The organism is Variovorax palleresanus (genome assembly GCF_051144945.1).
In the GTDB taxonomy this organism is placed as follows: domain Bacteria; phylum Pseudomonadota; class Gammaproteobacteria; order Burkholderiales; family Burkholderiaceae_C; genus Variovorax; species Variovorax paradoxus_S.
The window spans coordinates 656,585-680,016 of sequence record NZ_JBJNVP010000001.1 but is presented as its reverse complement, the minus strand read 5'-3'; the positions used below and the strand labels follow the sequence as shown (position 1 = coordinate 680,016).

Here is a 23,432-nt window from a genome sequence, read left to right as displayed (position 1 = left end):
CCTGGAATGCTCGTCGATTCATGCCGCAGCGCGGTCGGGGGCTTCGATGCCGAAGTCCTCCGGGTAGTGATTGATGGCCGAGAGCACGGGGTAGGGCGTCATGCCGCCCATGGCGCAGAGCGAGCCGTGCAGCATGGTGTCGCACAGGTCGCGCAGGAGAATGACCTGCTGCGGCCGGTTCTGGTTGCTGGTGATCCTGTCGATCACTTCCACGCCGCGCGTGGAGCCGATGCGGCAGGGCGTGCACTTGCCGCAGGACTCGATCGCGCAGAACTCCATCGCGTACCGGGCCAACTGCGACATGTCGGCCGTGTCGTCGTGCACCACGATGCCGCCGTGCCCGACCACCGCGCCCACGGCCGCATAGGCCTCGTAGTCGAGCGGCAGATCCCATTGCGATTCGGGCACGTAGGCGCCCAGCGGGCCGCCCACCTGCACCGCCTTGATCGGCCGGCCGCTCGCGCTGCCACCGCCGAAGTCGTAGAGCAGTTCGCGCAGGGTCAGGCCGAATGCCTTTTCGACCAGGCCGCCATGCCGGATGTTGCCCGCCAGCTGAAACGGCAGCGTGCCGCGCGAGCGGCCCATGCCGTAGTGCTTGTAGAAGTCCGCGCCGCGCGCCAGGATGAGGGGCACCGAAGCCAGCGTGATCACGTTGTTGATCACGGTCGGCTGGCCGAACAGCCCCTGCAGCGCCGGCAGCGGCGGCTTGGCGCGCACGATGCCGCGGCGGCCTTCCAGGCTTTCGAGCAGCGCGGTCTCCTCGCCGCACACGTACGCGCCGGCCGCCTTGCGCACGATGAGGCGAAAGCAGTGGCCCGACCCCAGGATGTCTTCGCCGAGAAAGCCCGCTTGTTCCGTATTGCGGATGGCCTCGTTCAGCGTGGCGATGGAATGCGGGTATTCCGAGCGCACGTAGATGTAGCCTTCGGTCGCGCCGGTCGCAAGGCCGGCGATGACCATGCCTTCGACCAGCATCAGCGGATCGCCTTCCATCGTCATGCGGTCCGAGAAGGTGCCCGAGTCGCCTTCGTCCGCATTGCAGACGATGTATTTTTGCGGCGCCTCTGCGGCCAGCACGGTCTTCCACTTGATCCCGGCCGGGAAGGCGGCGCCGCCGCGGCCGCGCAGCCCGGAGTCGAGCACCTGCTGCACGATTTGCGCGGGCGCAAGCGTGAGCGCGCGGCGCAGTCCCGCAAAGCCTTCATGCGCCTCGTAGTCGGCCACCGAGACCGGATCGGTCACGCCCATGCGGGCGAAGGTCAGGCGCTCCTGCTTCTTCAAGTAGGGAATCTCTTCGGTCAGGCCCAGGTTCAGCGCATGGGCGCCGCCGGAAAGAAAACCGGCATCGAACAGGCCGGCGACATCGGCCGGCGAGACCGGCCCGTAGGCCACGCGGCCCGCCGGCGTTGCCACTTCGACCAGCGTCTCCAGCCAGAACAGGCCGCGCGAGCCGTTGCGCACGATGCGCACGTCCGCATGGCGCGCACGGGCTTCCGCCGCGATCCGTTGGGCGACCCGCTCGGCGCCGACGGCCAGCGCCGCGGAGTCGCGCGGAACATGGAGGGTGACGGTCATGAGGCGCTCCTTGCTTCTTCGACGATGGCGTCGAACAGCGCCGGCGTGATGCGCGCATGCACCTCGTCGTTCACCGCGATGGCCGGCGACGATGCGCACAGCCCGAGGCAGAACACCGGTTCCAGCGAACACTGCCCGTCCGCCGAAGTGCCGTGCACGCCGCAGCCCAACCGATCCGCCGCATGTGCCAGCAGCGCATCCGCTCCCATGGACTTGCAAGCTTCGGCCCGGCAGACCTGCACCAGCACGCGGCCGGCCGGCGCGGAACGGAAGTGGTGGTAATAGCTGACCACGCCATGCACCTCGGCGCGCGACAGGTTGAACTGCTCGGCAATGAGGGGCACGGCCTCGGGCGGGATGTGCCCCAGCGCATCCTGGATGACGTGCAGCGCGGGCAGCAGCCCGCCGGGAACATCCTTGTGCGCGGCGGCGATGGTGGTCGCGATGCCCAGGTTTTGCATATGCCTTCAATCTCCTAAACTCGGAGTTGCGATATTCGTGGTTGCGTGAGTGTATGGAGCGACTGAAGACGCCACAATATGAAGCGCACAACCCAATAAATATGCTTTCAAAAGCCGAAACTCATGCATGAAGTGCACATCAAGCCGCAATGGACCATTCGCCAGCCCGACGGCGCGGCGCTGGCGCCGCGGGTGATCGAACTGCTGGTGAAGGTGCTGGAGCACGGCAGCCTGTCGAGCGCCTGCACCGCAAGCGGCGTGTCCTACCGCCATGCCTGGGAGCTCATCCGCCAGGGCGAAACCATGTTCGGCCAGCCGCTGGTGGCCATGCAGCGCGGCAAGGGTTCCAGCCTGACCCCATTGGGCGAAAAGCTGGTGTGGGCCGACCGCCGCATCACCGCGCGCCTGTCGCCGCTGCTCGATTCGCTGGCTTCCGAGCTGGGCGCCGAGATCGAGAAGCTGATTCCCACCGCGCCCACGCTGCTGCGCATCTACGCGAGCCACGGCTTCGCCATCGAGGCGCTGCACGGCTTCCTGGCCGCGGCGCAGGTGCCGGGCGATCTGCGCTACTGCGGCAGCGAAGAAGCCGTGGCCTCGCTGCACCACGGCAGTTGCGACGTGGCGGGCTTTCACGTGCCGCTGGGGGCGTTCGAGGCCGAAGCCATCGCCCACTACGGCGCCTGGCTCAACCCCGACACGCAGAAAGTCATCGGCATGGCCACGCGCCATCAGGGCTTGATGGTGGCGCCGGGCAACCCGAAGAAGATCTACACGCTGGCCGACCTGGCGCGTCCCGGTGTCCGCTTCATCAACCGGCAGGCGGGCTCGGGCACGCGCTACCTGTTCGACCTGCAATTGCGCGAGCAGGGCATCGCGCCCGAGTCGATCAAGGGCTACGAGCAATGCGAGTTCACGCATGCGGCCGTGGCGGCCTTCGTGGCCAGCGGCATGGCCGATGCGGGCTATGGCGTGGAGACGCCGGCGCGCCAGTTCAAGCTGGACTTCATCTCCAACCAGGTGGAGCGCTACTTCCTGCTGTGCGACGAGCGCTCGCTCACTGCACCCATCGTGCAGCGGATGCTGGCCATCCTGCGCAGCGATGCCTATCAGGAGGCGGTGAACCGGCTGCCGGGCTACCAGGCGGTGAACTGCGGCCGCGTGCTGTCGCTGGCAGAGGCCTTCGAGTCGCTTCGCCCGGCACCGGCACCGGCGCCAGCGCCGACGCCGGCGACGAAGCGCGGTGCGCGTTCAGGCGTCTGACGCGGACGGCCGCATGCCTAGCTTGCGCAGCATCCGGTGAAAGTTGCTGCGGTCGATGCCGGCCTCGCGCGCGGCGTTGGCCACGTGCCCATGGTGCCGCGCCAATGCGTCCGCAAGCCACGCCCGCTGGAAGGCTTCCGTGGCTTCGCGCAGCGTGCCGCCCGCGGCAACAACGCCCGCGAGAGGGCCAGATGACACCGCCGCAGACGCAGGGGAGGGCAGGGGCGGCGCGGGCAGTCCCTGGGAACTGCCGGCGGCCGCAGCGTCGAGCGCCAGGTGATGCGGCTCGATCGCCGTCCAGCGTGCGCCGCGGCGCTGTTCCGTGAAGGCCCGAAGCGATGCGCGGCTGATCACGTGCTCGAGTTCGCGCACGTTGCCGGGCCAGCCGTGCGCAAGAAGAGCCGCCTTCGAGGCCGGTGACAAGCGCAGATTGCGCGCGCCCAGGCGATGCTGGTTTTCTTCGAGGAAGCCGCCGGCCAGCGTCACCACGTCGCGCCCGCGTTCGCGCAGCGGCGGCACCACCAGCGGATAGACCGAGAGCCGGTGATAGAGGTCGGCGCGAAAGCGGCCCTGCGCAATCGCCGCGGGCAGGTCGCGGTTGGTGGCCGCGATCACGCGCACGTCGACCTTCAGCGTCCGGTCGCTGCCGGGCCGCTGCACCTCGCCGCTTTGCAGCACGCGCAGCAGCTTGGCCTGCACCGTCAGCGGCAGCTCGCCGACCTCGTCGAGAAAGAGCGTGCCGCCGTCGGCAATTTCGAACTTGCCGCTGCGGTCCTGCATCGCGCCGGTGAACGCGCCGCGCTTGTGGCCGAAGAGCTCGCTGTCGGCCAGCGTCTCGGGCAGCGCCGCGCAGTTCACCTGCACCAGCGGCTGCTCGCGGCGGCGCGAATGCGCATGCAGGCGCTGCGCCACCAGGTCCTTGCCCACGCCGGTCTCGCCGAGCAGCAACACTGTGAGATCGGACACCGCGACCGTGTCGATCTCGCTGCACAGCTGCTTCATCGCGGCGCTGCTGCCCAGCAGCTCGCGCGTGGATCCGTGGCCCGACCGCAGGGCCTGGACGACGGCCTGCTCGCGCATGGCGCGCGCTTCCATGTCCTTGATGGTGTCGGCGGCCTCGATGCCGGTCTCGAACAGCGCGACCAGCGCATCGAGCTGCTCCGGGCTCACGGTCTCGAATGCGCCGGGCTCGAGCGCGTCCAGCGTCAGCAGGCCCCAGACGGCGCCGCGCAGGCGCAGCGGCGCGCCCATGCAGTCGTGCACGGGCAGGATTCCCGGCTGGCCGGCCACGAGGCCGTCGTACGGATCGGGCAGCCCGCAGTCGTGGGCGAAGCGCAGGCCGCGGCCGCTTTCGAGCAGGCGCGCAAAGCGCGGGTGCGACGCGATCGGAAACTGCCGGCCCAGGGTCTCGTCGCTCAGGCCGTCCGCGGCCACCGGCCGCAGGACATCGCCGTCCAGCCGCAGCAGCGCGGCGGCATCGCATTGCACCAGGCCGCGCGCCGCAGCCAGAAGCGAGCGGTAGCGGCTGCCTTCGCTCGCGGAGGCGACTGGGTCGGCAACCGCATCGGTGGTCTGACTGACACTGTTGGTGGTCATAAATACAACATGAATCCTGTTGCGAATTTGACCACGAAAGAAGAATCCCCAGTATCCACGGGCACTTGGCGGGTGTCGTCCCCGTGGCACGGATCGTGAGAGGCATCAACGTCGTTCACTTCCGAATCGAGTCCCACCATGAACCCGCAGACCATCGCCATCGTCAAAGCCACCGTGCCCGCGCTCCAGGCGCACGGAGAGGCCATCACCAGCCATTTCTACCGGATCATGTTCGAGAGCCATCCGGAGGTGAAGGCGTTCTTCAACGAGGCGCACCAGGCCGCCGGCAGCCAGGCGCGTGCACTCGCAGGCGCGGTGCTGGCCTATGCCACGTACATCGACCGCCTCGATGAAATTGCCGGCGCGCTGCCGCGCATCATCCAGAAGCACGCCGCGCTGGGCGTGCTGCCCGAGCACTACCCGGTCGTCGGCGCCTGCCTGCTGCGTGCCATCAAGGACGTGCTCGGCGACGCCGCGACCGACGAGATCATCGCGGCATGGGGCGAGGCCTACCAATCGCTCGCGGCACTCCTGATTGCCGCCGAAGAAGAGGTCTACCGTGCCAACGCCGCGCAAACCGGTGGCTGGCGCGGCGAGCGCGAGTTTCGCGTCGCCCGGCGCGAGGACGAGAGCGAAGTCATCACCTCGTTCTACCTGGAGCCGACCGACGGCGGCCCGCTGCTGGCGTTCTCGCCGGGGCAGTACCTCACGCTGGTGCTGAACATCGACGGTGAACCCTTGCGGCGCAACTACTCGCTGTCCGATGCGCCGGGCAAGCCCTGGTATCGCATCAGCGTCAAGAAGGAAGAGGGCGGCAGGGCATCGAACTGGCTGCATCAGGCTGCCACTGTCGGCGCGCTGCTGAAGGTGCAGGCGCCCTGCGGCGACTTCGTGCTGCAGCCTGCGGGCGAAAGCGCGCGTCCGCTCGTGCTGGTGACGGGCGGCGTGGGCATCACGCCGGCCATGAGCATGCTCGAGTCGATGGCGCACACCGGCCGGCCGGTGCATTTCATCCACGCGGCACGCCATGGAGGCGCTCATGCGTTCCGCGCGCGCGTCGATGCGCTGGCGGCCAAGCATGCCAACGTGAAGCCGGTCTATGTGTACGACACGCCGCGCGATGCCGACCGGCCGCACGCCACGGGTTTTGTCACTCGCGAGTTGCTGGCGCAGCAACTGCCCGAGGACCGCGACGTCGATCTCTACTTTCTCGGCCCCAAGCCTTTCATGAAGGCGGTGTACGCCAACGGCCTTGCGCTCGGCGTACCGAAGCAGCAGCTGCGCTACGAGTTCTTCGGGCCGCTGGAAGCACTGGAGGCTTGAGAGCGCCGGCAGGGTATTGCTTCGCGCGCCGGGCCATCCGCATGATGGCCGGCAAAAGAAGGAGCCCGCCATGACCGCCTACCTGATTGCGCAGACCGAGATCCACGACCACGAGACCTATGACAAATACAAGGCGCAGGTCTTGCCCGTCATCCAGAAATTCGGCGGGCGCTTCATCGTGCGCGGCGGCACACTCGAAGTGCTCGAGGGCGACTGGAAGCCCAGCCGCCTGGTGATGATCGAGTTTCCTTCGATGCAGCACATCCGCGACTGGTTCGCCTCGCCCGAGTACGCACCGCTGCTGGCCCTGCGGCAGCCGGCGGCAGTCGACTACCTGGTGGCGGTCGAAGGCTGCTGAAGCGGCGATCGGCGACCCGCCGTCAGCAAGAGTTCGTTCGGGCCTTCCCAGCCGGACGCGGTGTTGAAGGCGGCGAGGCGCTCCTCCATCTCGGCCCACGCGGCGGCAGCTGCGGCGGCGTCCAAACGGCTCAGGATCTGCCGAACCGGGCTTGCCGACTCCCGGACGAAATCAAGGTAGTGGCGCGCCGAGGGCAGCTTGAACGGCGCATCGATCGTCGTGGTGGCCACCTCGGCAAAACCGGCCTCCTTGAACAGCCCGTCGATCAGCCCCGGGCGGCCCAGGCTCAGCAGGGCGCCGGGCTGGAACGGGTCGCGCGGCGCAAGCCCTGCGTGCTTCATGGCCGTCGACATCAGGATGGTCACGCACGGATTGCGCTCGGGCCGTCCGAACACCAGCGTGCAGGCACCGCCTCCGGGCCTGAGCGCACGGAGCATCTCGCGCAGACCTTCCAGCGGATTCGGAAAGAACATCAAGCCGAGCCTGCACACCACGGCGTCGAAGCTGGCCGACTCGACCGGGAGCTTTTCACCGTCGGATACTTCGGTCTGCACGTTGGCGTAGCCGGCGCGCCGGGCGTTCTCCTGCGCCAGCGCCAGGATCACGGGCGACAGATCGGTCGCGAGCACGAAGCCATCGGGGCCGACGCGTTGCGCTACGTCGAGGGTCTGGTCGCCCGCGCCGGCGGCAACGTCGAGAACGCGCGCCCCCGCCGTCACGCCGGCCATGTCGAGCATGGCCCCGGTGGCACGGCGCAGCCACTCCCGGATCTGCGCAGCATGGCCGTTCCACCCCGGGGCTGCGCGGTCCCACTCCGCACGGATGGCTGTCTTGAACGCCTGTACGTCCACTTCGGGTGCGATCAACGGGTTCGTCATCATCGATCCTTTCATTCGCCTGGTCGGGCGGCATCGGCTGGCTGGCACTCCCCTGGCTAGATCCAGCATAGGCGCCGACATGCCCCACCGTAAGCCGCAGGAATGCAGAATGGGGCCGCACAAACGCATAGCTCGCGCCATGTTCGACTGGAACGACCTCAAGTACTTTCTGGCGGTGGCCCATCACCACAGCACGATGGCGGCCGGCCGGGCTTTGCAGGTGAACCAGTCCACCGTGCAGCGCCGGCTCGCCGAACTCGAGCGCCGTCTCGGCCGCCCGCTCGTGCGGCGCCATCCCACCGGCTACCGGCTGACGGAATTCGGCGAGGCGCTGCTGCCCCATGCCGAGAGCGTCGCGCAGGCCGTGGCCGCCCTCGAACGGCAACTCGAATCGGACCGGCTCGAAGCAGTCGGCGTCATCCGCGTGACCTGCCCCGAGCCGCTGGTCTACCGCATCATGCAGACCACGCTGCTCGACCGTTTTCACGCGCGGTACCCCGGGCTGCGCGTCGAGTTCGTGATGAGCGACAAGTACCTCGACCTGATGAAGGGCGAAGCCGACGTCGCCCTGCGCTCTGGCGATACCGAGGACAACGACCTGGTCGGGCGCAAGATCGGTGATTCGCTGTGGGCGGTATATGCGAGCCGCAAGTACATCGAACGCTGCGGCCAGCCCGATCGGATCGAGGCGCTCGGGCAGCACGATCTGGTCGGGTTCGACGAAACGATGGCCAACCATCGTGCGGCTCTATGGTTGCGCGACGTGGCTCCCCACGGCAGGGTGGTCGCGCGCAACAACAGCGTGCTCGGCTTGCTCTATTCGGTGAAAGCCGGCGTCGGCATTGCGCCGCTGCCTACCGCCATTGCCGATGCGGAACCCGAGCTGGTGCGTGTGCTCGGTCCCGTGCCCGAACTGGCGCGAATCTGGCGGCTTCTTACCCGCGCCGACTTGCGGCATACGCCGCGCGTTTCGGCGTTCTTCGACTTCATGATCGAAGAGATCGATACGCTGCGGCCGATCATTACGGGATAGATTTTCGATCTGCCGTTTGATTGAGATGTCACCGCCGTTAACGACGAATTTCAACTTGTGTTTTACAACGCAGGCCGCCTGAAATTTCAGTCTCTCTATGCCTTTAGTTCCATTGTGGGCGCCGAATGGCAGGAGTACGCTGTGCTTCGGTTGCACCGATAAGTTCCCGCGCACGGGCGGCTTCTTCCTGTGACCCGAGACCTTTACGAAGGTCGAATCTGGATTTCTACCGCACGGTAGAAACCGGGATGGCGTGGCGCGGACCGTGCTGGCCGGCTCGCGCAAAGGCAGCGCTTCCAAGGCGCCACAACGACAGCAACAGCAGCGCCGCATCATCGATTCCGATGACGCGTCCACCCATCCACCGAGGAGTCGACATGGACTTCACCAGAATATTTCACGCAGCGGCACTCACAGGCCTCGGCCTCGCTGCCGCTGCGTGCCAGCAGAGCGGACCGCAGCTTGAACTTGCGGATGATGGGACCCAGGTCGACCAAGCCAAGGCCGCACCCAAGGATGCGCGCGCCCCGGCGCCGAAGATCGGGGGAGACGGCCTCCTGAGCTACATCGGCGAGATATTCGCGGAGCAGCAAAGGGTACTCGGCGCCAAGCCGCCGGAAAAGGATGCGCCTAGCTTCTGAGCAGGCGCCCAAATGGGCATGCGACACCGGCCAATGAATCCGCCAGCGCATCCTTCAGGGGACCTTCGGCGTCGTCTTGGCGTTCTTTGCCATTGGTGAAGATCGAAGGGGCGCCAGGTCGTAGAAGAAGTACGGCCCTGAGTACGTCACGACACCGTCGTCGGCCTTGTCGGCGCTGCGTGGAACGATGACGACGGCTCGATAGAGCTGTTTCGGCACGGAAAAGAGCACACGCCGCTGCATGGTCTGGCCCGCTGCGAGCGGCGCGCCAAAGACCGGTTGGCCGTCTTGCACCGGATTGACCAGCTTCGTCAGCATTTCATGCGGCTCATAGAGTGCACCCGAAGCGTCGATCAACCTGAACACGGGTTGAAACCGCACGAACAGTGGCTGGTCTGCGGTGTTCGTGACGTTCACCTGGAGCAGGACAAAGTTGCCTTTGTATTGCTTCGGTGAATCGTTGTTGTTGCTGCTGCTGTCCACGACCAGATTGGCGTACTTGGCTTCCTGGAATTCGAAGGCGACGTTGTCTCGCGTCACCTGCGTGCCCCACGCGAAGTTTTTTCCGTCGCCCTCTGCAGCCATCGAGAGGCCAGACGTGAAAACCAGGCCGGTTGCGAACAGCAGTGAAGCCAAGGCTCTCTGGCCACGCGACCAGACGGCCAGCCGGTGTCGCGGGTTTGCCATCAGTACCACTCGTAGCGCAAGCCAGAGCGCAGGCTCCACGTCCGCCGGATGCCGTTGGCGGCCAGGCTCGAAGCCTCGAAGTAGACAAAGCCTCGCCGCGGCAGAAACGCAAAACGGCCGCCCAGTGCGACCTCGCCGCCTGTTCCGTTGCGGCTTTCGCTTTCGACAGGAAGGCTGCCACTTCCCTTGGCCGCGGTGATCGCCAGGCCATCGCCGAAGTAGTTGATCGCCGAGAGCCGGAGATAGACGTCGCCGCTCAGATCGAGAAAGCGTACGGCCTTGCCCAGGAGCACGCCGGCCCTGACCGAGCCTCCGTCGACGTTGTCGTGGCTGATGGTCACGCCATTGCTCGCCACGTGCTTGCCGTCCGCGAGGCGGCTCGCGGTCAATGCCAGTTGCGGCTCCACGAAGGCGTCCTGGGGCAGGGGGAAGCGATGCCCGGCCTCGGCGCTGACTTCGTATCCCTGCGTTCGATACGTGCCGGTGACTTGCCGCGCGAGCGAGTCGGAAGAAGCGTATTTGTTTTCGAGCGACGCGGTGCGTGCGCCAATCTGCAGATAGGTTGCGCTGCCGTTGGTCCACAGGCCGTAGCCTGCGAGTTCGATGGCGGAAGCCTTCCCGTTTCCACGTTCATAAGTGGCGCTGGAATTGACGTAGCTGACGGAGCCGCCTGCATGGCTTTTCCAGCCGCCGAAGTCGCCCAAATTCCGATCGACGCCGACGGCGAGGGCGCCATAGCTCTGGCGGTATGACCTGGAGTACCCCGTCTTGGCGTCGAAGCCGCCGCCGTCCACCTCGGCCCAGATGCCCGAGGTTTCGGAGGCCGTATCGCGCCGCAGCGACTCGGTTCTGCGCGCGATGCCGTTGGCGCGCAAAGCCCAGAGGCTGCGAAGGCTGTCGCCTGCGTCGGCCGCGGTCTTCACCGTCTCCGAGGGAGTGATGCGCGCCAGGATTCCGGACTGGCTGCCTGCGCTGCTTACGGCTGTGCTCGTGCTCGTGCTGGTCGCCGTGCCCGTGCTGGCGTCCCCACCCGTCCCCGCAATGCTCAGGCCGGTGAGCAAAACCTTGCTGCCATCCGCGCTGAGCGCCACGCTGGGCGAGTAAGAAAAGCGCACCAGGTCGTTCTCATAGCTCCATTGCCCTGTGGCGCCCTGAACGGCCTGCAGGCGCGCCGTACCGCCTGCTGCGGCAGACGCATCGATCACGACGATGGGCGTGCTCGCTGGAATCACGGTGCCGGTTTTCATCGTCGCGGCATTGACCCAGCTGGTGTCGTTGAGCGCGGGGTCGTACACGACATTGACCACCTGCGTGCCGGTCGCGTTGAAGCTCGTCACCCCACTGCTGAACTGAATCTTGTCGGCCGCGCCATTGCGGACATCGCTCAGGATGCGAAAGGTGGCGCCATCCCCCAGGCTGACCGTGGCCGCGTTGGTCGAGCTTTGGATATCGAGCACACGCAGCGAGTGGGCGGGGATGCTTCCAGGACGGAAGGTTCCCCAGCTTGCGGCCATGTCGATCGCACCGCCACTGGCCAGCGCCAGGGTGCCCGAACCGAAGTCGGCAGCCATGGTGCCGGTGCCGGTGGGAATCCAGGAGGCGCCCTGGGAGAACGACAGGTTGGGCGAGCCGGCCGTATAGACCGTGGCGTCCGACGTGTCGGGGTCCACGAAGCTTCCGACCGATCCGCGCAAGTAAGAGTCCGCGGTGTTCAGGTTCAGATTCAGCGCGCCGGTGTACTTTGTGCCGGCGGCGTTCGTCACGCTGCCGGTCAGCAGATCTCCCTGCAGCTTCACCGCCTGCCCGCCTGCGGCGTTGACCGTGACCGTGGCGTCTCGGCCGTCCGCCGCGACGTTCCAGATCGCGTAGCCCTTGCCTGTGCCGCTTGGCGAAGTCGAGATGCTCAACCCGCCGGCGGCGGTCACCGTGCCGGCGTCGTTGCGGATGCCGTAGACGTCGCAGCCGCTGCATGACGACGCCACCTGCAGCGCCACGTTGTCCGTTGCCGAGTTGAAATTCAGCGTGCTGGCGTTGTTGACGGCATAGGCCTCGGCCGCGGCGGATACATTGACCGTGACCGCCTTGCCGAAGTTGATGGAGGACGTGTCCGGATAGCTGTTGCCGATCCCCGTCGGATTGCCGAAGGGGACATACCCCGTCGTGCTGACGACCGCAATGTCCACGTTGCCTGCGAAGCTCATTCGGGCGGTACGGTGCGTGTTGGCAATGCCGAACGCGGATCGGCTTCCGTTGGCCGTGATGCTGGCATCCTGCCCGACGCTGAGGTTGCCCTGGTTGCGGATGCCGAAGACGGTCGAGCCATTCGCGATGGCCGTGATCTTCAGATCACCCGCGACATGCAGCCGGCTGTTCTGGTTGTTGTTGTAGATGCCGTGCGCGTTGTCGCTGGGATACTCGCCCGTCGTTGCAATGGTCAGGTTGCCATTGAAAGTGACGCTGCTGACGCCGCCGCCGGAGTTGTAGACCCCGTCGGTGTTCTCCCGCTTCGCGCTCACGACGATGGTGGTGTCCCCGTTGAAGGTGACGACGCCCTGGTAGACCCACACGCCCTGCGAGTAGCCCGGCGTGCTGGTGCGCACCGACGTATCGCCGTTGAAGGTGACCGTGCTTTGATATGCACGCACGCCGATGGCGGCGCTGTTTGCGCTGTCGGACTGGGCATAGACCGACGCATTGCCATTGACCGTGAGGCTGTTGCCCTCGGCATTGATGCCCATCGACAATCCCCAACCCGGATCCGCCGTGCCTCTGGTCGAGGAGATGTTCAACCTGCCGCCAGCGGAATCGAGTGCCACGGGCGACGAGCCGGAAGTCGAAGTCAACAGGACGCCATACACGTCGCCACTCGCACCCCGCACATCGATGCTGTCGTCTGCCGCAAAAGAATAGTGCAGCGTGCCCGAAGAGGGCGTGATGACGTAGGCCGGCGAATAGTTGCCGGTTCCGCCTGCCTGGTCGTTGGCCTGAACGCCGGTAACGGTTCCTTCATAGGTCGTGGCTGCAAGAGCGACGACAGGGCGCGCCATGGCGACCGTGAAGAGGGCCGACGCAAGAAACGGCGCCAGTTGCAAGCCGGAGAATTCACGGAGTGCATGTTTGCCGTCTCTGGCAGCGTCGACCGAGATGCCGTCCGTTCGGAGTCGACTTGATGGGGAATGGAACAAGCAATGTCCTCGGGACGTGGCTCTGCACGAACGCAATATTCAGTTCCCGAGGGAAGACTTGAGACGCGGCAGATCAATCAAAAAAAGGCGAGGTGTTACTTTCAATGAAATATGTGTTTTTGTGTATCTCAACGGATTGATTCTTTGCTCGATTCACTTCGCTTGTCTCTTGTCGACAACAGAACCTCGACAAAACGCCGACATGGGCGGCCGGCGTTGCTGGGGCAACCGGGCTGTCGTACTCGAGCCGGCGCGATCGGGACGAGGGCAGCATCGTGGCTACCAATAGAGCCTTGGCGCGGAATCTCTTCATCGGCCTTTTCAAAGACAAGGCCCGCGTTGATCGTCTATAACGGCTGCGGTCCAGAGACCCTCAACAACCGCCTTGATCCATGAAGAACCCTCTGTTCGCACATCTCCTTTTTGCGCTTGCCGCTAGCTTGCCCCTCGCCGCGGCAGCACAGGTTCCGGTTCAGCCGGCCGCCGATCAGGAGGCGCTCCTGGCGAGCGCTGATCCGGTGCTGCGCGCCAACAAGCGCCTGGTCTACGACTTCTGGCGTGAGGTCTTCGAGGCGGGACAGGTGGCGCAGGCGGACAAGTACGTTGCCGAGTCCTACATCCAGCACAACCCCAACGTGCCCACCGGCCGTGCAGCCATGGTGGGCTTCATCTCGCGACGGACTCCGACGCCTCTGCCGGTGGAGGCTCGCATCAAGGCACCGCTGGTCTCGATCGTCGCCGAGCGCGACACGGTGATATTGAGCTTCGTGCGAGAGTACCCGGAGCCGCAGGACGCAACGCGAAAGTACACGACCACCTGGTTCGACATGTTCCGCCTCGAAAACGGCAAGATCGTCGAGCACTGGGACGGTGCCGTGAAGCCGCCGAAACCCTGATCGCGAAAGTCGAAGGACCGGTCTGCGCAGGCGGGCCAGCGCACCACCCTAGGGGCGCAGCCGAATGACGGCGAGCGACGATGTCGCACTTGCAATCAGCCGCGAGCGCTCCGCGTCATAGAGCTTCGCGTGGGCGAAGGCAATCTGCCGGCCGATCCGGTCGACCCCCGCGACCGCAATGAACTGGCCTTCCTGGCCGGCGCTTTGCATGTTCACGGTCAGGCTGATGGTGGCGCATGTACAGCCTGGCTTCAGCTGCGACAAGACTCCCATCGCCATGGCGAGGTCCAGCATGCTCGCCAGCGTACCTGTGTTGGACCACAACAGGAGCCTACTCAGGCCGGATGCCATCGAAGGCGTTCTGGAGGAGTTGCCTGATCTCGCCGCGCTGTGCCAAGCCGGCGTCTCGGGGGTTCCAGTACGGATTGCTCACGACGATATCTGCCGCAGGGTCGAGATCATCCTCCTTCATGCCGATGTCGCGCAGCGCCACCGGCGCCCCGTTGTCTCTCGCCAGATCGAACAGGCTCGCCGCGGCGCTGCTTTGCGCTGCTCCCCCGAGTGCGCGCTGGATGCGGGACATGGCTTCAGGCGCCGCCGGCGCGTTGAAGGCGATGGCCTGAGGCAGCACCACCGTGTGCACCTCGGCGTGAGGCAGATTGAAGCTGCCGCCCAGCGTGTGGCACAGCTTGTGGTGCAGCGCCATGCCCACATTGCCGAGCACCGTGCCGCACAGCCACGCGCCATACAGCGCATCTGCGCGCGCATCGATGTCGTCGCTGCGCCGGCGGATGGCCGGCAGCGCCCTGGCCAGTGCGCGGATGCCTTCCTCGGCCATCAGGTCCATCACGGGATTGCCGTCGCGCGCGTACAGACCTTCGGCCGCGTGTGCAATCGCATTCATGCCACTCGTAACACTCATGGCCACTGGCAGCGTCAGCGTGAGCTCAGGGTCGTAGATCACGGTGCGAGGCAGCACCCGCGCGTCCTTGCCGGTCTTCTTCAAGCCGCCCTCGGTGATGCCGTAGATCGGCGTCATCTCGCTACCCGCGTAAGTCGTGGGGATTGCAAGGATCGGCAGACCGGATTCCAGCGCGATGGCCTTGCCCAAGCCGGTGGTCGAGCCACCTCCGATGGCAACGGCGCAGTCTGCGCCCAGGCGGCGCGCCTCGTCGCGGGCCTCGCGCGCCGTCTCGATGGGCACATGCATGACGGCGCGCGCAAAAATGCCCGCCGCGCGGCTGCCAAGACGCCCGGCCACCAACTGCGCCTGGTCCTGCTGCTCAGGCGTGCACAGCACCAGCGCACGGCGCGCCCCGAGCAGTTCGATCTCGCGCTCCAGATGCGCCAAGCTCCCGGCGCCGAACACCACCCGCGACGGCTGGCTGTTGTAGACGAAGTCCTTCATGCGATCCCCGCTGCATCGTGCTCAGCCCAGGCTCTGCCGGCCCGGACTTCGTAGTCCACCTGATGCCGGGCGATGCGGACGCCAGCCAGTTCGTCGCGCACCCGCAGATGTTCCGGATGCACCGCATACGCGGCCAATGCTTCCCAGGATTCGAACTCGCTGTACAACACCACGTCGCAGGCATAGTCAACGTTGCTGGCATCCACACCGATCTCCAGGTGGAGCAACCCGGGAACGGAGCCGCGCAGGCCATGGAAGCCGCTTTGAATACAGTCCATGTTTCGCTGCTTTTCTTCGGCCGTGTCTCCGCTCACGTCCCACATGACGATGTGCCGGATCATTGCGTGTCCTTTGCAGTTGTTGAAGAAGGCGAGTTGTCAGGCATCCGCAGCGTCCCGCTTGTTCAGCACGAAGTCATATTCAACGACGTAGGAGCCGTCGGCTTGCTGCTTCCAGTCGGCGATCAGCGACTGGCGCACACCGAACACGGCGTCCGAATCCAGATATCGATCGTCGCTGCGGAACACGTGCGTGATCAGTTTCTCGTAGCCATCCGCCTCGATCAGGAAGTGCAGGTGCGCAGGACGCCAGGGATGCCGCCCGGTGGCCTTCAAGAGATCGCCCACCGGGCCATCGTGCGGAATGGCGTAGGGAACGGCGAGGATCGAACGGAAGTGGTAGCGGCCCTCGCTGTCGGCGTGCACGATGCCGCGCGCCTGCGCATGGTCGATCTCCGGATGCTGCACGTCATACAGGCCGTCTTCGTCCGATTGCCACACGTCCATGCGGGCGTCGGCGACCGGCTCTCCGCCGATGCCGCGCACCGTGCCGCGCACCACGCAGGCAACCCCCCGCGCGCCATTGGAGATGTCCGCGCCAAGTTCGTAGTGAGGCGCCCCTTCCACATGGAACGGGCCGAACACGGTCGCCTCGGTGCAGCCGGCAGGCTTGTCGTTGTTCTGCGCCACCGTCAGCATCGACAGGCCCAGCACGTCCGACAGCAGGATGAACTCCTGGCGCTTGTCGTCGGTGATGTGGCCGCAGCGGGTCAGGAATTGGATGCCCTTGAACCACTCTTCTTCGGTCAGTTCCACCTCGCGTGCAAAGGCATGCAGGTGCTGCACGAGACTGTCCATGATGCGCTTGAGCCGCGGGTCGGCCGCCTGCGCCTGCCGCGCAAGCACGGCGTCGGTGATGGTGTGATGGTTCAGATTGCGCATGATGGCTCTCCTTCAGTCCAGTTGCAGTTGGGTCCGCTGCGCGACCGTACCCCACTTGGCGAAGTCCTCCAGGCTGCGCCGCTGCGCCTCCGGCGTGCTGTAGCCCTCGACACGCAGGTCCATCTCCGCCAGACGTGCTTTCACGGCCGGAGCCTGGAGGGCGGCACGCACGTCGCGCTGGATTTTCTCGACGGTAGCGGCTGGCAAGCTCGACGGCGCGGCCAAGGTCTCGAAGAAAGTGGCATCGAAGCCCGGATGTCCGCTCTCGGCAACCGTCGGAACCCCGGGCAGCAGGCCCGATCGTTCCTTGCCGGAGACGGCGATCGCCCGCAGCCGCCCGCTCTGGACATGCGGCAGGACGACGGAGGAGACGATGAAGCCGCAGTCCACATGGCCGCCCATCACGTCCTGCGCGGCCGGGCCGGGACCTTTGTAGGGCACATGGGTGAGCCTCGTTCCGGTCGTGGCCAGCAGCATCTCCATTGCCATGTGGCTTGGCGAGCCCGCGCCGCCGGAGGCATACAGCCGGGTGGAAGGCAACTGGATGAACTTTGCGAGCGATGGGACCTCGGCGGCTGGATTGCACACCAGCAACTGGTTGAAACTCGCGAAGTAGGTGACCGGCTTGAGTGAAGCCCTCGGATCGAAGCCCAGCTTCTTGTACAGATGGGGATTGATGGTGAGGATCGTGTCGGGCCCGACGAGCAGTGTGTGGCCATCCTTGGCTTGCGCGACTTCCCCGGCGGCCAGGTTGCCTCCGGCGCCTGTCTTGTTCTCGACGACGACCGGCTGATTCCAGGCGGCCTGAAGCGCCGGCTGTATCAACCTGGCGATCACATCGCCCGGGGTGCCCGGCGGAAATGCCGCCACCAGGCGGACCGGCTTGGTTGGCCAAGCCTGCGCGAATGCCGAAGGAGCCATCGCCAAGGCCATTGCAAGGACGGCGAGACGAAGAAGTGGGGTGCTGACTTTCATGCGCGGTTTCCTCCCGTCGCATCGACGGAGATTGTTGTTGAAGGTGTTGACGTGGCGTGCGGCGCTGCGGCGAAAGACCGGGCCGTGACGCGAGACAGCACACTTGCTGCATCGTCCGCGGCTGCACCGCGCCATGCGACGATCTGGTCCGGGCGGATCAGCGCAAGCGGCGCTTCATAGAGTTCGCGCAGGGCCGGCTGCGGCAGCCGCACGACGCGCAGATCCATTTCCAAATTGCGGGCCGCGGCTTCGAAGGCCTCGGTAGCGGGGGCATCAGGCCCCAGCGCGAGCAGGGTCCATTCGGCGTGGAACAGGTCGAACAGCGAGCGTCCGTCATCGAGCCACGCGTGCGGGGGCCGGCCGCCCGGACTGGCGGTGGGTGTGTAGGCATTCGGCTCGTCCGGCGGCAGCGCAGCGCCATCGCTGACGATGATCGGCGAACTGTCGTACCGGCCGCCGAAGGTCACGCCCGGAATGTTGAATTCGAGGCGGGCATGCGCATCGAAGTGCAGGCCCGCGAGCTTGCGCTCGGCTTCGCCCCGCACGGAGGTTTCTTCCAGTTCGGGCTTTGCCGCGAAGAGCCCCACCGAGTCGGCGAACTTGCGCGCGTAGCCGGTGTTGCGCTCGGCCAGCGGCCTGCGCTCGGCTTCGTAGCTGTCGAGCAGCGCCAGCGGTGCCTGGTCGCGGATCACGCTCGCGAGCTTCCAGCCGAGGTTGACCGCGTCTTCGACGGCCGTGTTGTAGCCCAGCCCGCCGGTGGGCGTGAACAGGTGTGCCGCGTCACCCGCAATGAAGACCCGGCCCTTGTGAAAGCGCTGCGCCACCAGCGCATGCCCGGCGAGCCAGGTGCCCATGGAGAGAATTTCGATCGGCACCTCGGCGCCCAGCGCCTCGGCGAAGACGCGGCGCGCATCGGACTCGGTCCAGCCCTCGGCGTCTTCGCCGGGACGCAGCGCCGCATGGAAGGCGTACTCGGACACGCCGTCCACCGAGGCCATGAAGGCGCGCCTTTCGTGGTTGACGGCCACGTACATCCAGGCCTTGGGAGATTGCAGCGCAGAGAGAAACTGGGGTGCACGCAAGTAGATGGCAAACATCTTGCCGCCCATGAACTCGCGCTGGATGCCGCTCACGCCGCCCCACTCGATGCCCAGCTGTTGCCGGACCAGACTGCGCGCGCCATCGGCACCGATCAGGAACTTTGCGACCACGTCCTGCGCCGGACCTCCTTCGCTCGGCCGCACCGTGGCGCTCACCGACTCACCGTCGTCGCTGAACCGCTCCAGCCGCCAGCCATAGCGCACATCGGCGGAAGGCCAGGCCTGCGCATGGCGACGCAGGGCTTGCTCGACGAACTTCTGCGACACGCGATGCGGCAGCTCGGCGGCGCTCCAGGACCCCGTCATCGCCTTGACCTTGACCGCAGCCTCGGCCGCGGTGGGCAGACTGATGCGCGCCAGCTCATGGCCGGCGAAGCGCGTGAAGTACGCGATGTCCGTGGGGTGATCGGCAGGCAGGCCCAGCGCACGGATCTCGTGCGCGAAGCCGAGCCGGCGGAAATGCTCCATCGTTCGGGCCTGTGTCGCATTGGCCTGCGGGTTGAAGGCCGTGCCTGGCTTGGCGTCGACGACCAAGCAGCGGATGCCGCGACGGCCGAGTTCGTTGGCGAGCATCAGGCCGCAGGGGCCGCCGCCGGCGATCAGCACGTCCGTGGCGATGAGGGGAGGGTGGCCGGCGCCAGGCCGGGGAGTGGCGGTCATCGAGTTCTTTCTTCTTCTTGCATCAGTCGGCGCGAATGCCGCGCTCCCGGATCACGGCGCCCAGCCGCTTGAAATCGGCCGCGCCCTTGTCGCCGAAGGCTGCAGGCGTCAGCGGCTCCGGCACGTTGCCGAGGGTTTCGATGTGCGCCCTGACGGCCGGCAGTGCCAGCGCGCGGTTGACTTCGGCATTGATCCGCTGGATCACGGCCGGCCGTGTGCCGGCGGGGGCGTAGAGGCCGAACACCGCGTCGGCGTCGAAGCCCTTCAGTCCGAGCTCGTCGAGCGTCGGCACCTCGGGCATCTGGGGCGCGCGCTTGAGGCTTGCCACCGCGAGCATGCGCAGCTTGCCGGTCTTGACGTGCTGGATGCTGATTCCCGGATCGAAGAGAAAGTCGATCTGGCCACCCAGCAGGTCTGTCAGCGCGGGCGCCGCGCCGCGGTAGGGCACATGAATGGCCGTTGTCCCTGTCTGGCCCGTCATCATCTCCGCCGCGAGATGAGGTGAGCTCCCATTGCCGGGCGATCCGAACGACCGCCTGCCGGGGTTCGCCTTGAGGTCGGCGACCAGGCCCTTGAAGTCCCTGACCGGGCTGTCGGCACGGACCACCAGGTAGAACGGCACGCGTGCGACGGATGCGACCGGGACGAGATCCTTCGCCGGATCGAAGGGCATCTTTGCGTAGATGTGCGGATTGATCGACACCATGCCGCCGGAACTCATCAGGAAGGTATAGCCATCAGGCGGCGACTTGGCGACGAAATCGCCGCCGAGGTTCCCGCCAGCGCCACCCCTGTTCTCGACGATCACCGGCTGCCCGAGCGCTTCCTGCAAGGGCGCGCTGATCACGCGGGCGAGCTGGTCGGCCGCGCCGCCGGGCGCGAAGTTGGCGATGATCTTGATCGGCTGCCTGGGCCAATCCTGGGCCTGGGCGATGCCGCACGGCCCGAGGCCGAGCACCAGCGCCGCGGTTGCGAGCAGGGATTTCATGGGCTGTCTCCTGCGCTTCATCAAAACGGATAGTGGCGGTCGGTGGTCTGCACCGTGAGCCACCGCAGCTCGGTGAAGGCGTCGATGCCGGCCTTGCCGCCGAAGCGGCCGTAGCCTGAATCCTTCACGCCGCCGAAGGGCATCTGCGCCTCGTCGTGCACGGTCGGGCCGTTCACGTGGCAGATGCCGGAGTCGATGCGGTTGGCCACGTCCCAGGCACGCGCGATGTCGCGCCCGAACACGGCGGAGGAAAGCCCGTAGGGGTTGTCGTTGGCCACACGCACCGCTTCGTCGACGCCGTCGACACGCACCACCGGCTTCACGGGACCAAAGCTCTCTTCATGGTAGATGCGCATCTGCGGCGTGACGTGGTCGAGCAGCGTTGCGGGCATCAGCGTGCTGTCGGCCTTGCCGCCGCACACGAGTTTCGCGCCCTTGGCAAGGGCATCGTCGATCAGCGCGTTGCAGCGCTCGACGGTGCTCGCATCGACCACCGAACCCAACACCACCGGCCCCTTGCGCGGATCGCCCAGCGGTAGCTGCACTGCCTTGGCGGCGAGCTTCGCAACGAAGGCGTCCGCGATCTTGCGGTCCACGATGATGCGCTCGGTGCTCATGCAGATCTGGCCGCTGTTGGCGAAGGCGCCGAAGGCCGCGCCGTTGACCGCGGCGTCGAGGTCGGCATCGTCCAGCACGACCAGCGGGGCCTTGCCGCCAAGCTCCAGCACCGCCGGCTTCAGGTACTTCGCGCAGGTCTGTGCGATCAGCCTGCCGACGCGGGTGGAGCCTGTGAAGTTCACACGGCGCAATGCTGGATGGGCAATGATCGCTTCGACCACCTCGGCCGCATCCGCCGGCGCATTGGTCACGAAGTTGACGACGCCCGGCGGGAAGCCGGCATCCTTGAATGCTTCGACGATCAGCCCGTGCGTGGCCGGGCTGAGTTCCGAGCCCTTGAACACCACCGTGTTGCCGCAGGCCAGCGGCGTGGCGATCGCTCGCACGCCGAGGATCACCGGTGCATTCCAAGGCGCGATGCCCAGCACCACGCCGGCCGGTCGGCGCAGGCCCAGGGCCAGGCTGCCGGGCACGTCGGAGGGGATGACCTCACCGGTGATCTGGGTCGTCATGCCCGCCGCTTCCTGCAGCATGCCGGCGGCCAGGTGCACGTTGAAACCAGCCCATGGGGCGCCGGCACCGGTCTCGGATGCCATGGCATCCGTCAGGGCCTGGGCCTTCGCCTCGATGGCCTGTGCCGCCTTCAGCAGCAGCGCCCTGCGCTCGCCCGGGCCGGTGCGGGACCAGGCCGGAAACGCGGCTGCGGCGGCTTCGACGGCTGCCACCGCGTCGGCCTTCGTGGCGGCCGGCGCGACGGTCGCCACCGTGCCGTCGAGCGGATTGCGGCGCTCGAAGGTGGCACCGCCCGCAGCCTGGCGGTCCTCGCCATTGATCAACATCGATATCGTGCCCATCGTCTTGTCTCCTTGTAGATTTGGAAAAGCGAAAAAAACTGTCAGGCCACTTCGATCTCGACCAGCATCGGTGCGGTCGATTGCAGGGCCTGGTGCAATGCGGGACGCAGTTGCTCCGCCGTGTCGACGCGCAGCCCCTTCATGCCTTGCGCGCCAGCCAGCGCGACAAAATCGAGATCGGGCAGGTCGGTGCCCGGAACATGCGCGTCGGGCCGGTAGCCGAAGATGCGCGCGAACTCGTACAGCGCGGCGTAGCGGCGGTTCTTCAGGATCAGCACCGTGACCGGCAGCGCCAGCTGCGCTGCGCTCCACAGCGCCTGGATGGCGTACATCGCCGAGCCATCGCCCACCAGTGCAATGACCCGTGCGCCGGGCTTGCCCAGCGCCACCCCCACCGCGGCCGGAAGGCCGAAACCCAGGCCGCCGCTGCACATGGTGTAGAAAGTTTCCGACTCGAAGATCGGCAAGTGGCCGTGCATCACGGGCCGTGCGCTCGGTGCTTCCTCGACCAGGATGCTGTCGCGTGCGCGCACATCGGCCAGCGTCTGCAGGACCCACGCAACCGGCAGGCGTTCGCCGGGCTCGGGCTCTGCAACGCGCGGCGGCCGCACATGGGTAGGTGGTGCCGGACGATCGCGCGGCGTGCTGCACTCGAGCAGATCGAGTAACCCGAGGCGGATGCTGCCGACCACGGAGGTTCCTGTCGGCGCCCAGGCCGCAACCTGGGGATCGTCTGTGAGCTGCACCAGCTCGCATCCTTCGGGCAGGTGCGGCCCGTGGCCCGGCACATGGTAGGTGAATGCCGGCGCACCGAGCGCAAAAACCAGATCGTGGCCGTCGAGCCGTTCGACGATGCGCTCGCGCATTGGCGGCAGGAAGCCTGCCCACAGCGGATGGTCTTCCGGGAAACTGCATCGACCCGACATGGGCGCGACGTACACGCGGGCGTTGTGCCGCTCGGCCAGTTGAACCGCTTCTTTCCAAGCCTCGTCGCGATCGACCGCGGCACCGACCACGAACGCCGGGGAGCGGGCGCCATCGAGGGCCGCGGCAATGCGCGCGAGAAGATCGGGATCCGCGCGCACGTGGCGGCTGACCTCCCGTGCATCGACCGGCAAGGTCTGGACGTCCCAGTCGTCTGACGGGATCGAGACCAGCACGGGGCCGCGCGGCGGCGTCATTGCGATGTAGTAGGCCCGCGCAATCGCCAGCGGAACGTCCTCGGCCCGCGCCGGCTCGACGCTCCACTTCACGTAGGGCCTCGGCAGCTCGGGCGCCTGCGTGGAGCCGAGGAAGGGCTCGAAGGGCAGGATCGACCGCGCCTGCTGCCCGGCCGTGATCACCAGCGGCGTGCGGTTGCGAAAGGCCGTGAAGATGTTGCCCATTGCATGGCCGACGCCGGCCGCGGAGTGCAGGTTGATGAATGCCGCGTTGTGCGTGGCCTGCGCGTAGCCGTCCGCCATGCCCACGACCACGGACTCCTGCAGCCCGAGCACGTAGCGGAAGTCTTCGGGGAAGTCGATGAACATCGGCAGTTCCGTCGAGCCCGGGTTGCCGAACACGCTGGTCATGCCGAACGCGCGCAGCAGCCTGAAAACCGCGTCCCGCACGGTCAGGGTGCTGCTGGCCGAGAGGGGTGCTTGCGCGGGAACTTCGACGTGTCGATCCATGAATGCTCCTAGATGAGGTCTGCAGTTTTGCGCTTGCCGCTGTATT

21 protein-coding genes are annotated in these 23,432 nt (G+C 66.5%); 6 read left to right on the top strand and 15 right to left on the bottom strand.

Features of this window, described 5'->3' with window-relative positions; translation table 11 throughout:
* Positions 1-18: 18 nt before the first annotated feature.
* Both ACJ7Z0_RS03205 and ACJ7Z0_RS03200 read right to left on the bottom strand, forming a co-directional pair.
* Entirely contained in the window at positions 19-1,575 is a 1,557-nt protein-coding gene (locus ACJ7Z0_RS03205) for a formate dehydrogenase beta subunit (RefSeq protein WP_434788645.1), read from the bottom strand.
* Complete coding sequence (locus ACJ7Z0_RS03200) at positions 1,572-2,036, bottom strand: formate dehydrogenase subunit gamma (RefSeq protein WP_434788644.1); 465 nt, start codon at positions 2,034-2,036, stop codon at positions 1,572-1,574. The genes ACJ7Z0_RS03205 and ACJ7Z0_RS03200 overlap by 4 nt, the downstream gene beginning before the upstream one ends.
* 123 nt (positions 2,037-2,159) lie before the next feature.
* On the opposite strand from ACJ7Z0_RS03200, the gene ACJ7Z0_RS03195 reads away from it, so the two are divergent.
* Positions 2,160-3,296 carry a substrate-binding domain-containing protein gene (locus ACJ7Z0_RS03195; protein WP_434788643.1) on the top strand — a complete coding sequence of 379 codons (1,137 nt, stop codon included), beginning with the start codon at positions 2,160-2,162 and terminating at the stop codon, positions 3,294-3,296.
* Here the strand turns inward: ACJ7Z0_RS03195 and norR are convergent.
* A complete protein-coding gene (gene norR / locus ACJ7Z0_RS03190) occupies positions 3,285-4,892 on the bottom strand; it encodes a nitric oxide reductase transcriptional regulator NorR (RefSeq protein WP_434788642.1) in 1,608 nt (535 codons plus the stop codon). The genes ACJ7Z0_RS03195 and norR overlap by 12 nt on opposite strands.
* A gap of 138 nt (positions 4,893-5,030) precedes the next feature.
* Between norR and hmpA the strand changes: the two genes are divergently transcribed.
* Positions 5,031-6,215, top strand: a complete 1,185-nt coding sequence (gene hmpA, locus ACJ7Z0_RS03185) for an NO-inducible flavohemoprotein (RefSeq protein WP_434788641.1) — start codon at positions 5,031-5,033, stop codon at positions 6,213-6,215.
* Positions 6,216-6,285: 70 nt separating this feature from the next.
* Entirely contained in the window at positions 6,286-6,573 is a 288-nt protein-coding gene (locus ACJ7Z0_RS03180; RefSeq protein ID WP_431120683.1) for a DUF1330 domain-containing protein, read from the top strand.
* Here the strand turns inward: ACJ7Z0_RS03180 and ACJ7Z0_RS03175 are convergent.
* Complete coding sequence (locus tag ACJ7Z0_RS03175) at positions 6,546-7,451, bottom strand: class I SAM-dependent methyltransferase (RefSeq protein WP_434788640.1); 906 nt, start codon at positions 7,449-7,451, stop codon at positions 6,546-6,548. The two genes, ACJ7Z0_RS03180 and ACJ7Z0_RS03175, sit on opposite strands and share 28 nt — an antisense overlap.
* A gap of 139 nt (positions 7,452-7,590) precedes the next feature.
* On the opposite strand from ACJ7Z0_RS03175, the gene ACJ7Z0_RS03170 reads away from it, so the two are divergent.
* Together ACJ7Z0_RS03170 and ACJ7Z0_RS03165 are read left to right on the top strand one after the other, a co-directional pair.
* A complete protein-coding gene (locus tag ACJ7Z0_RS03170) occupies positions 7,591-8,484 on the top strand; it encodes a LysR family transcriptional regulator (protein ID WP_434788639.1) in 894 nt (297 codons plus the stop codon).
* Between the two features lie 377 nt (positions 8,485-8,861).
* A complete protein-coding gene (locus tag ACJ7Z0_RS03165; protein WP_434788638.1) occupies positions 8,862-9,125 on the top strand; it encodes a hypothetical protein in 264 nt (87 codons plus the stop codon).
* A gap of 54 nt (positions 9,126-9,179) precedes the next feature.
* Here ACJ7Z0_RS03165 and ACJ7Z0_RS03160 read toward each other — a convergent pair whose 3' ends face one another.
* Both ACJ7Z0_RS03160 and ACJ7Z0_RS03155 read right to left on the bottom strand, forming a co-directional pair.
* Entirely contained in the window at positions 9,180-9,812 is a 633-nt protein-coding gene (locus ACJ7Z0_RS03160; protein ID WP_434788637.1) for a DUF4352 domain-containing protein, read from the bottom strand.
* Entirely contained in the window at positions 9,812-12,904 is a 3,093-nt protein-coding gene (locus ACJ7Z0_RS03155; RefSeq protein ID WP_434788636.1) for an autotransporter outer membrane beta-barrel domain-containing protein, read from the bottom strand. The genes ACJ7Z0_RS03160 and ACJ7Z0_RS03155 overlap by 1 nt, the downstream gene beginning before the upstream one ends.
* 485 nt (positions 12,905-13,389) lie before the next feature.
* Between ACJ7Z0_RS03155 and ACJ7Z0_RS03150 the strand changes: the two genes are divergently transcribed.
* Positions 13,390-13,893 carry a nuclear transport factor 2 family protein gene (locus tag ACJ7Z0_RS03150; RefSeq protein WP_434788635.1) on the top strand — a complete coding sequence of 168 codons (504 nt, stop codon included), beginning with the start codon at positions 13,390-13,392 and terminating at the stop codon, positions 13,891-13,893.
* A gap of 48 nt (positions 13,894-13,941) precedes the next feature.
* Here the strand turns inward: ACJ7Z0_RS03150 and ACJ7Z0_RS03145 are convergent, their stop codons facing one another.
* Genes ACJ7Z0_RS03145 through mdlC form a run of 9 tightly spaced genes read right to left on the bottom strand, consistent with a single transcriptional unit; the run spans position 13,942 to position 23,386 of the window.
* Entirely contained in the window at positions 13,942-14,244 is a 303-nt protein-coding gene (locus tag ACJ7Z0_RS03145) for a PaaI family thioesterase (protein ID WP_434788634.1), read from the bottom strand.
* A complete protein-coding gene (locus tag ACJ7Z0_RS03140) occupies positions 14,225-15,301 on the bottom strand; it encodes a maleylacetate reductase (RefSeq protein WP_434788633.1) in 1,077 nt (358 codons plus the stop codon). Before ACJ7Z0_RS03140 ends, ACJ7Z0_RS03145 begins: the two co-directional genes overlap by 20 nt.
* A complete protein-coding gene (locus ACJ7Z0_RS03135) occupies positions 15,298-15,642 on the bottom strand; it encodes a Dabb family protein (RefSeq protein WP_434788632.1) in 345 nt (114 codons plus the stop codon). The genes ACJ7Z0_RS03140 and ACJ7Z0_RS03135 overlap by 4 nt, the downstream gene beginning before the upstream one ends.
* A 36-nt stretch (positions 15,643-15,678) precedes the next feature.
* Positions 15,679-16,521, bottom strand: a complete 843-nt coding sequence (locus ACJ7Z0_RS03130; RefSeq protein ID WP_434788631.1) for an intradiol ring-cleavage dioxygenase — start codon at positions 16,519-16,521, stop codon at positions 15,679-15,681.
* A 12-nt stretch (positions 16,522-16,533) separates the two neighbouring features.
* On the bottom strand, positions 16,534-17,496 hold the full coding sequence (locus tag ACJ7Z0_RS03125; protein ID WP_434788630.1) for a Bug family tripartite tricarboxylate transporter substrate binding protein: 963 nt from the start codon (positions 17,494-17,496) through the stop codon (positions 16,534-16,536).
* Positions 17,493-19,256: an FAD-dependent oxidoreductase gene (locus ACJ7Z0_RS03120; protein ID WP_434788629.1), complete on the bottom strand. Its 1,764-nt coding sequence runs from the start codon at positions 19,254-19,256 to the stop codon at positions 17,493-17,495. Before ACJ7Z0_RS03120 ends, ACJ7Z0_RS03125 begins: the two co-directional genes overlap by 4 nt.
* A gap of 22 nt (positions 19,257-19,278) precedes the next feature.
* Positions 19,279-20,244, bottom strand: a complete 966-nt coding sequence (locus tag ACJ7Z0_RS03115; protein ID WP_434788628.1) for a Bug family tripartite tricarboxylate transporter substrate binding protein — start codon at positions 20,242-20,244, stop codon at positions 19,279-19,281.
* A gap of 20 nt (positions 20,245-20,264) precedes the next feature.
* On the bottom strand, positions 20,265-21,716 hold the full coding sequence (locus ACJ7Z0_RS03110; RefSeq protein WP_434788627.1) for an aldehyde dehydrogenase: 1,452 nt from the start codon (positions 21,714-21,716) through the stop codon (positions 20,265-20,267).
* Positions 21,717-21,757: 41 nt separating this feature from the next.
* The gene (gene mdlC / locus ACJ7Z0_RS03105) at positions 21,758-23,386 is read right to left on the bottom strand and encodes a benzoylformate decarboxylase (RefSeq protein WP_434788626.1); all 1,629 of its coding nucleotides are present in this window, start codon (positions 23,384-23,386) and stop codon (positions 21,758-21,760) included.
* Positions 23,387-23,432: the final 46 nt, after the last annotated feature.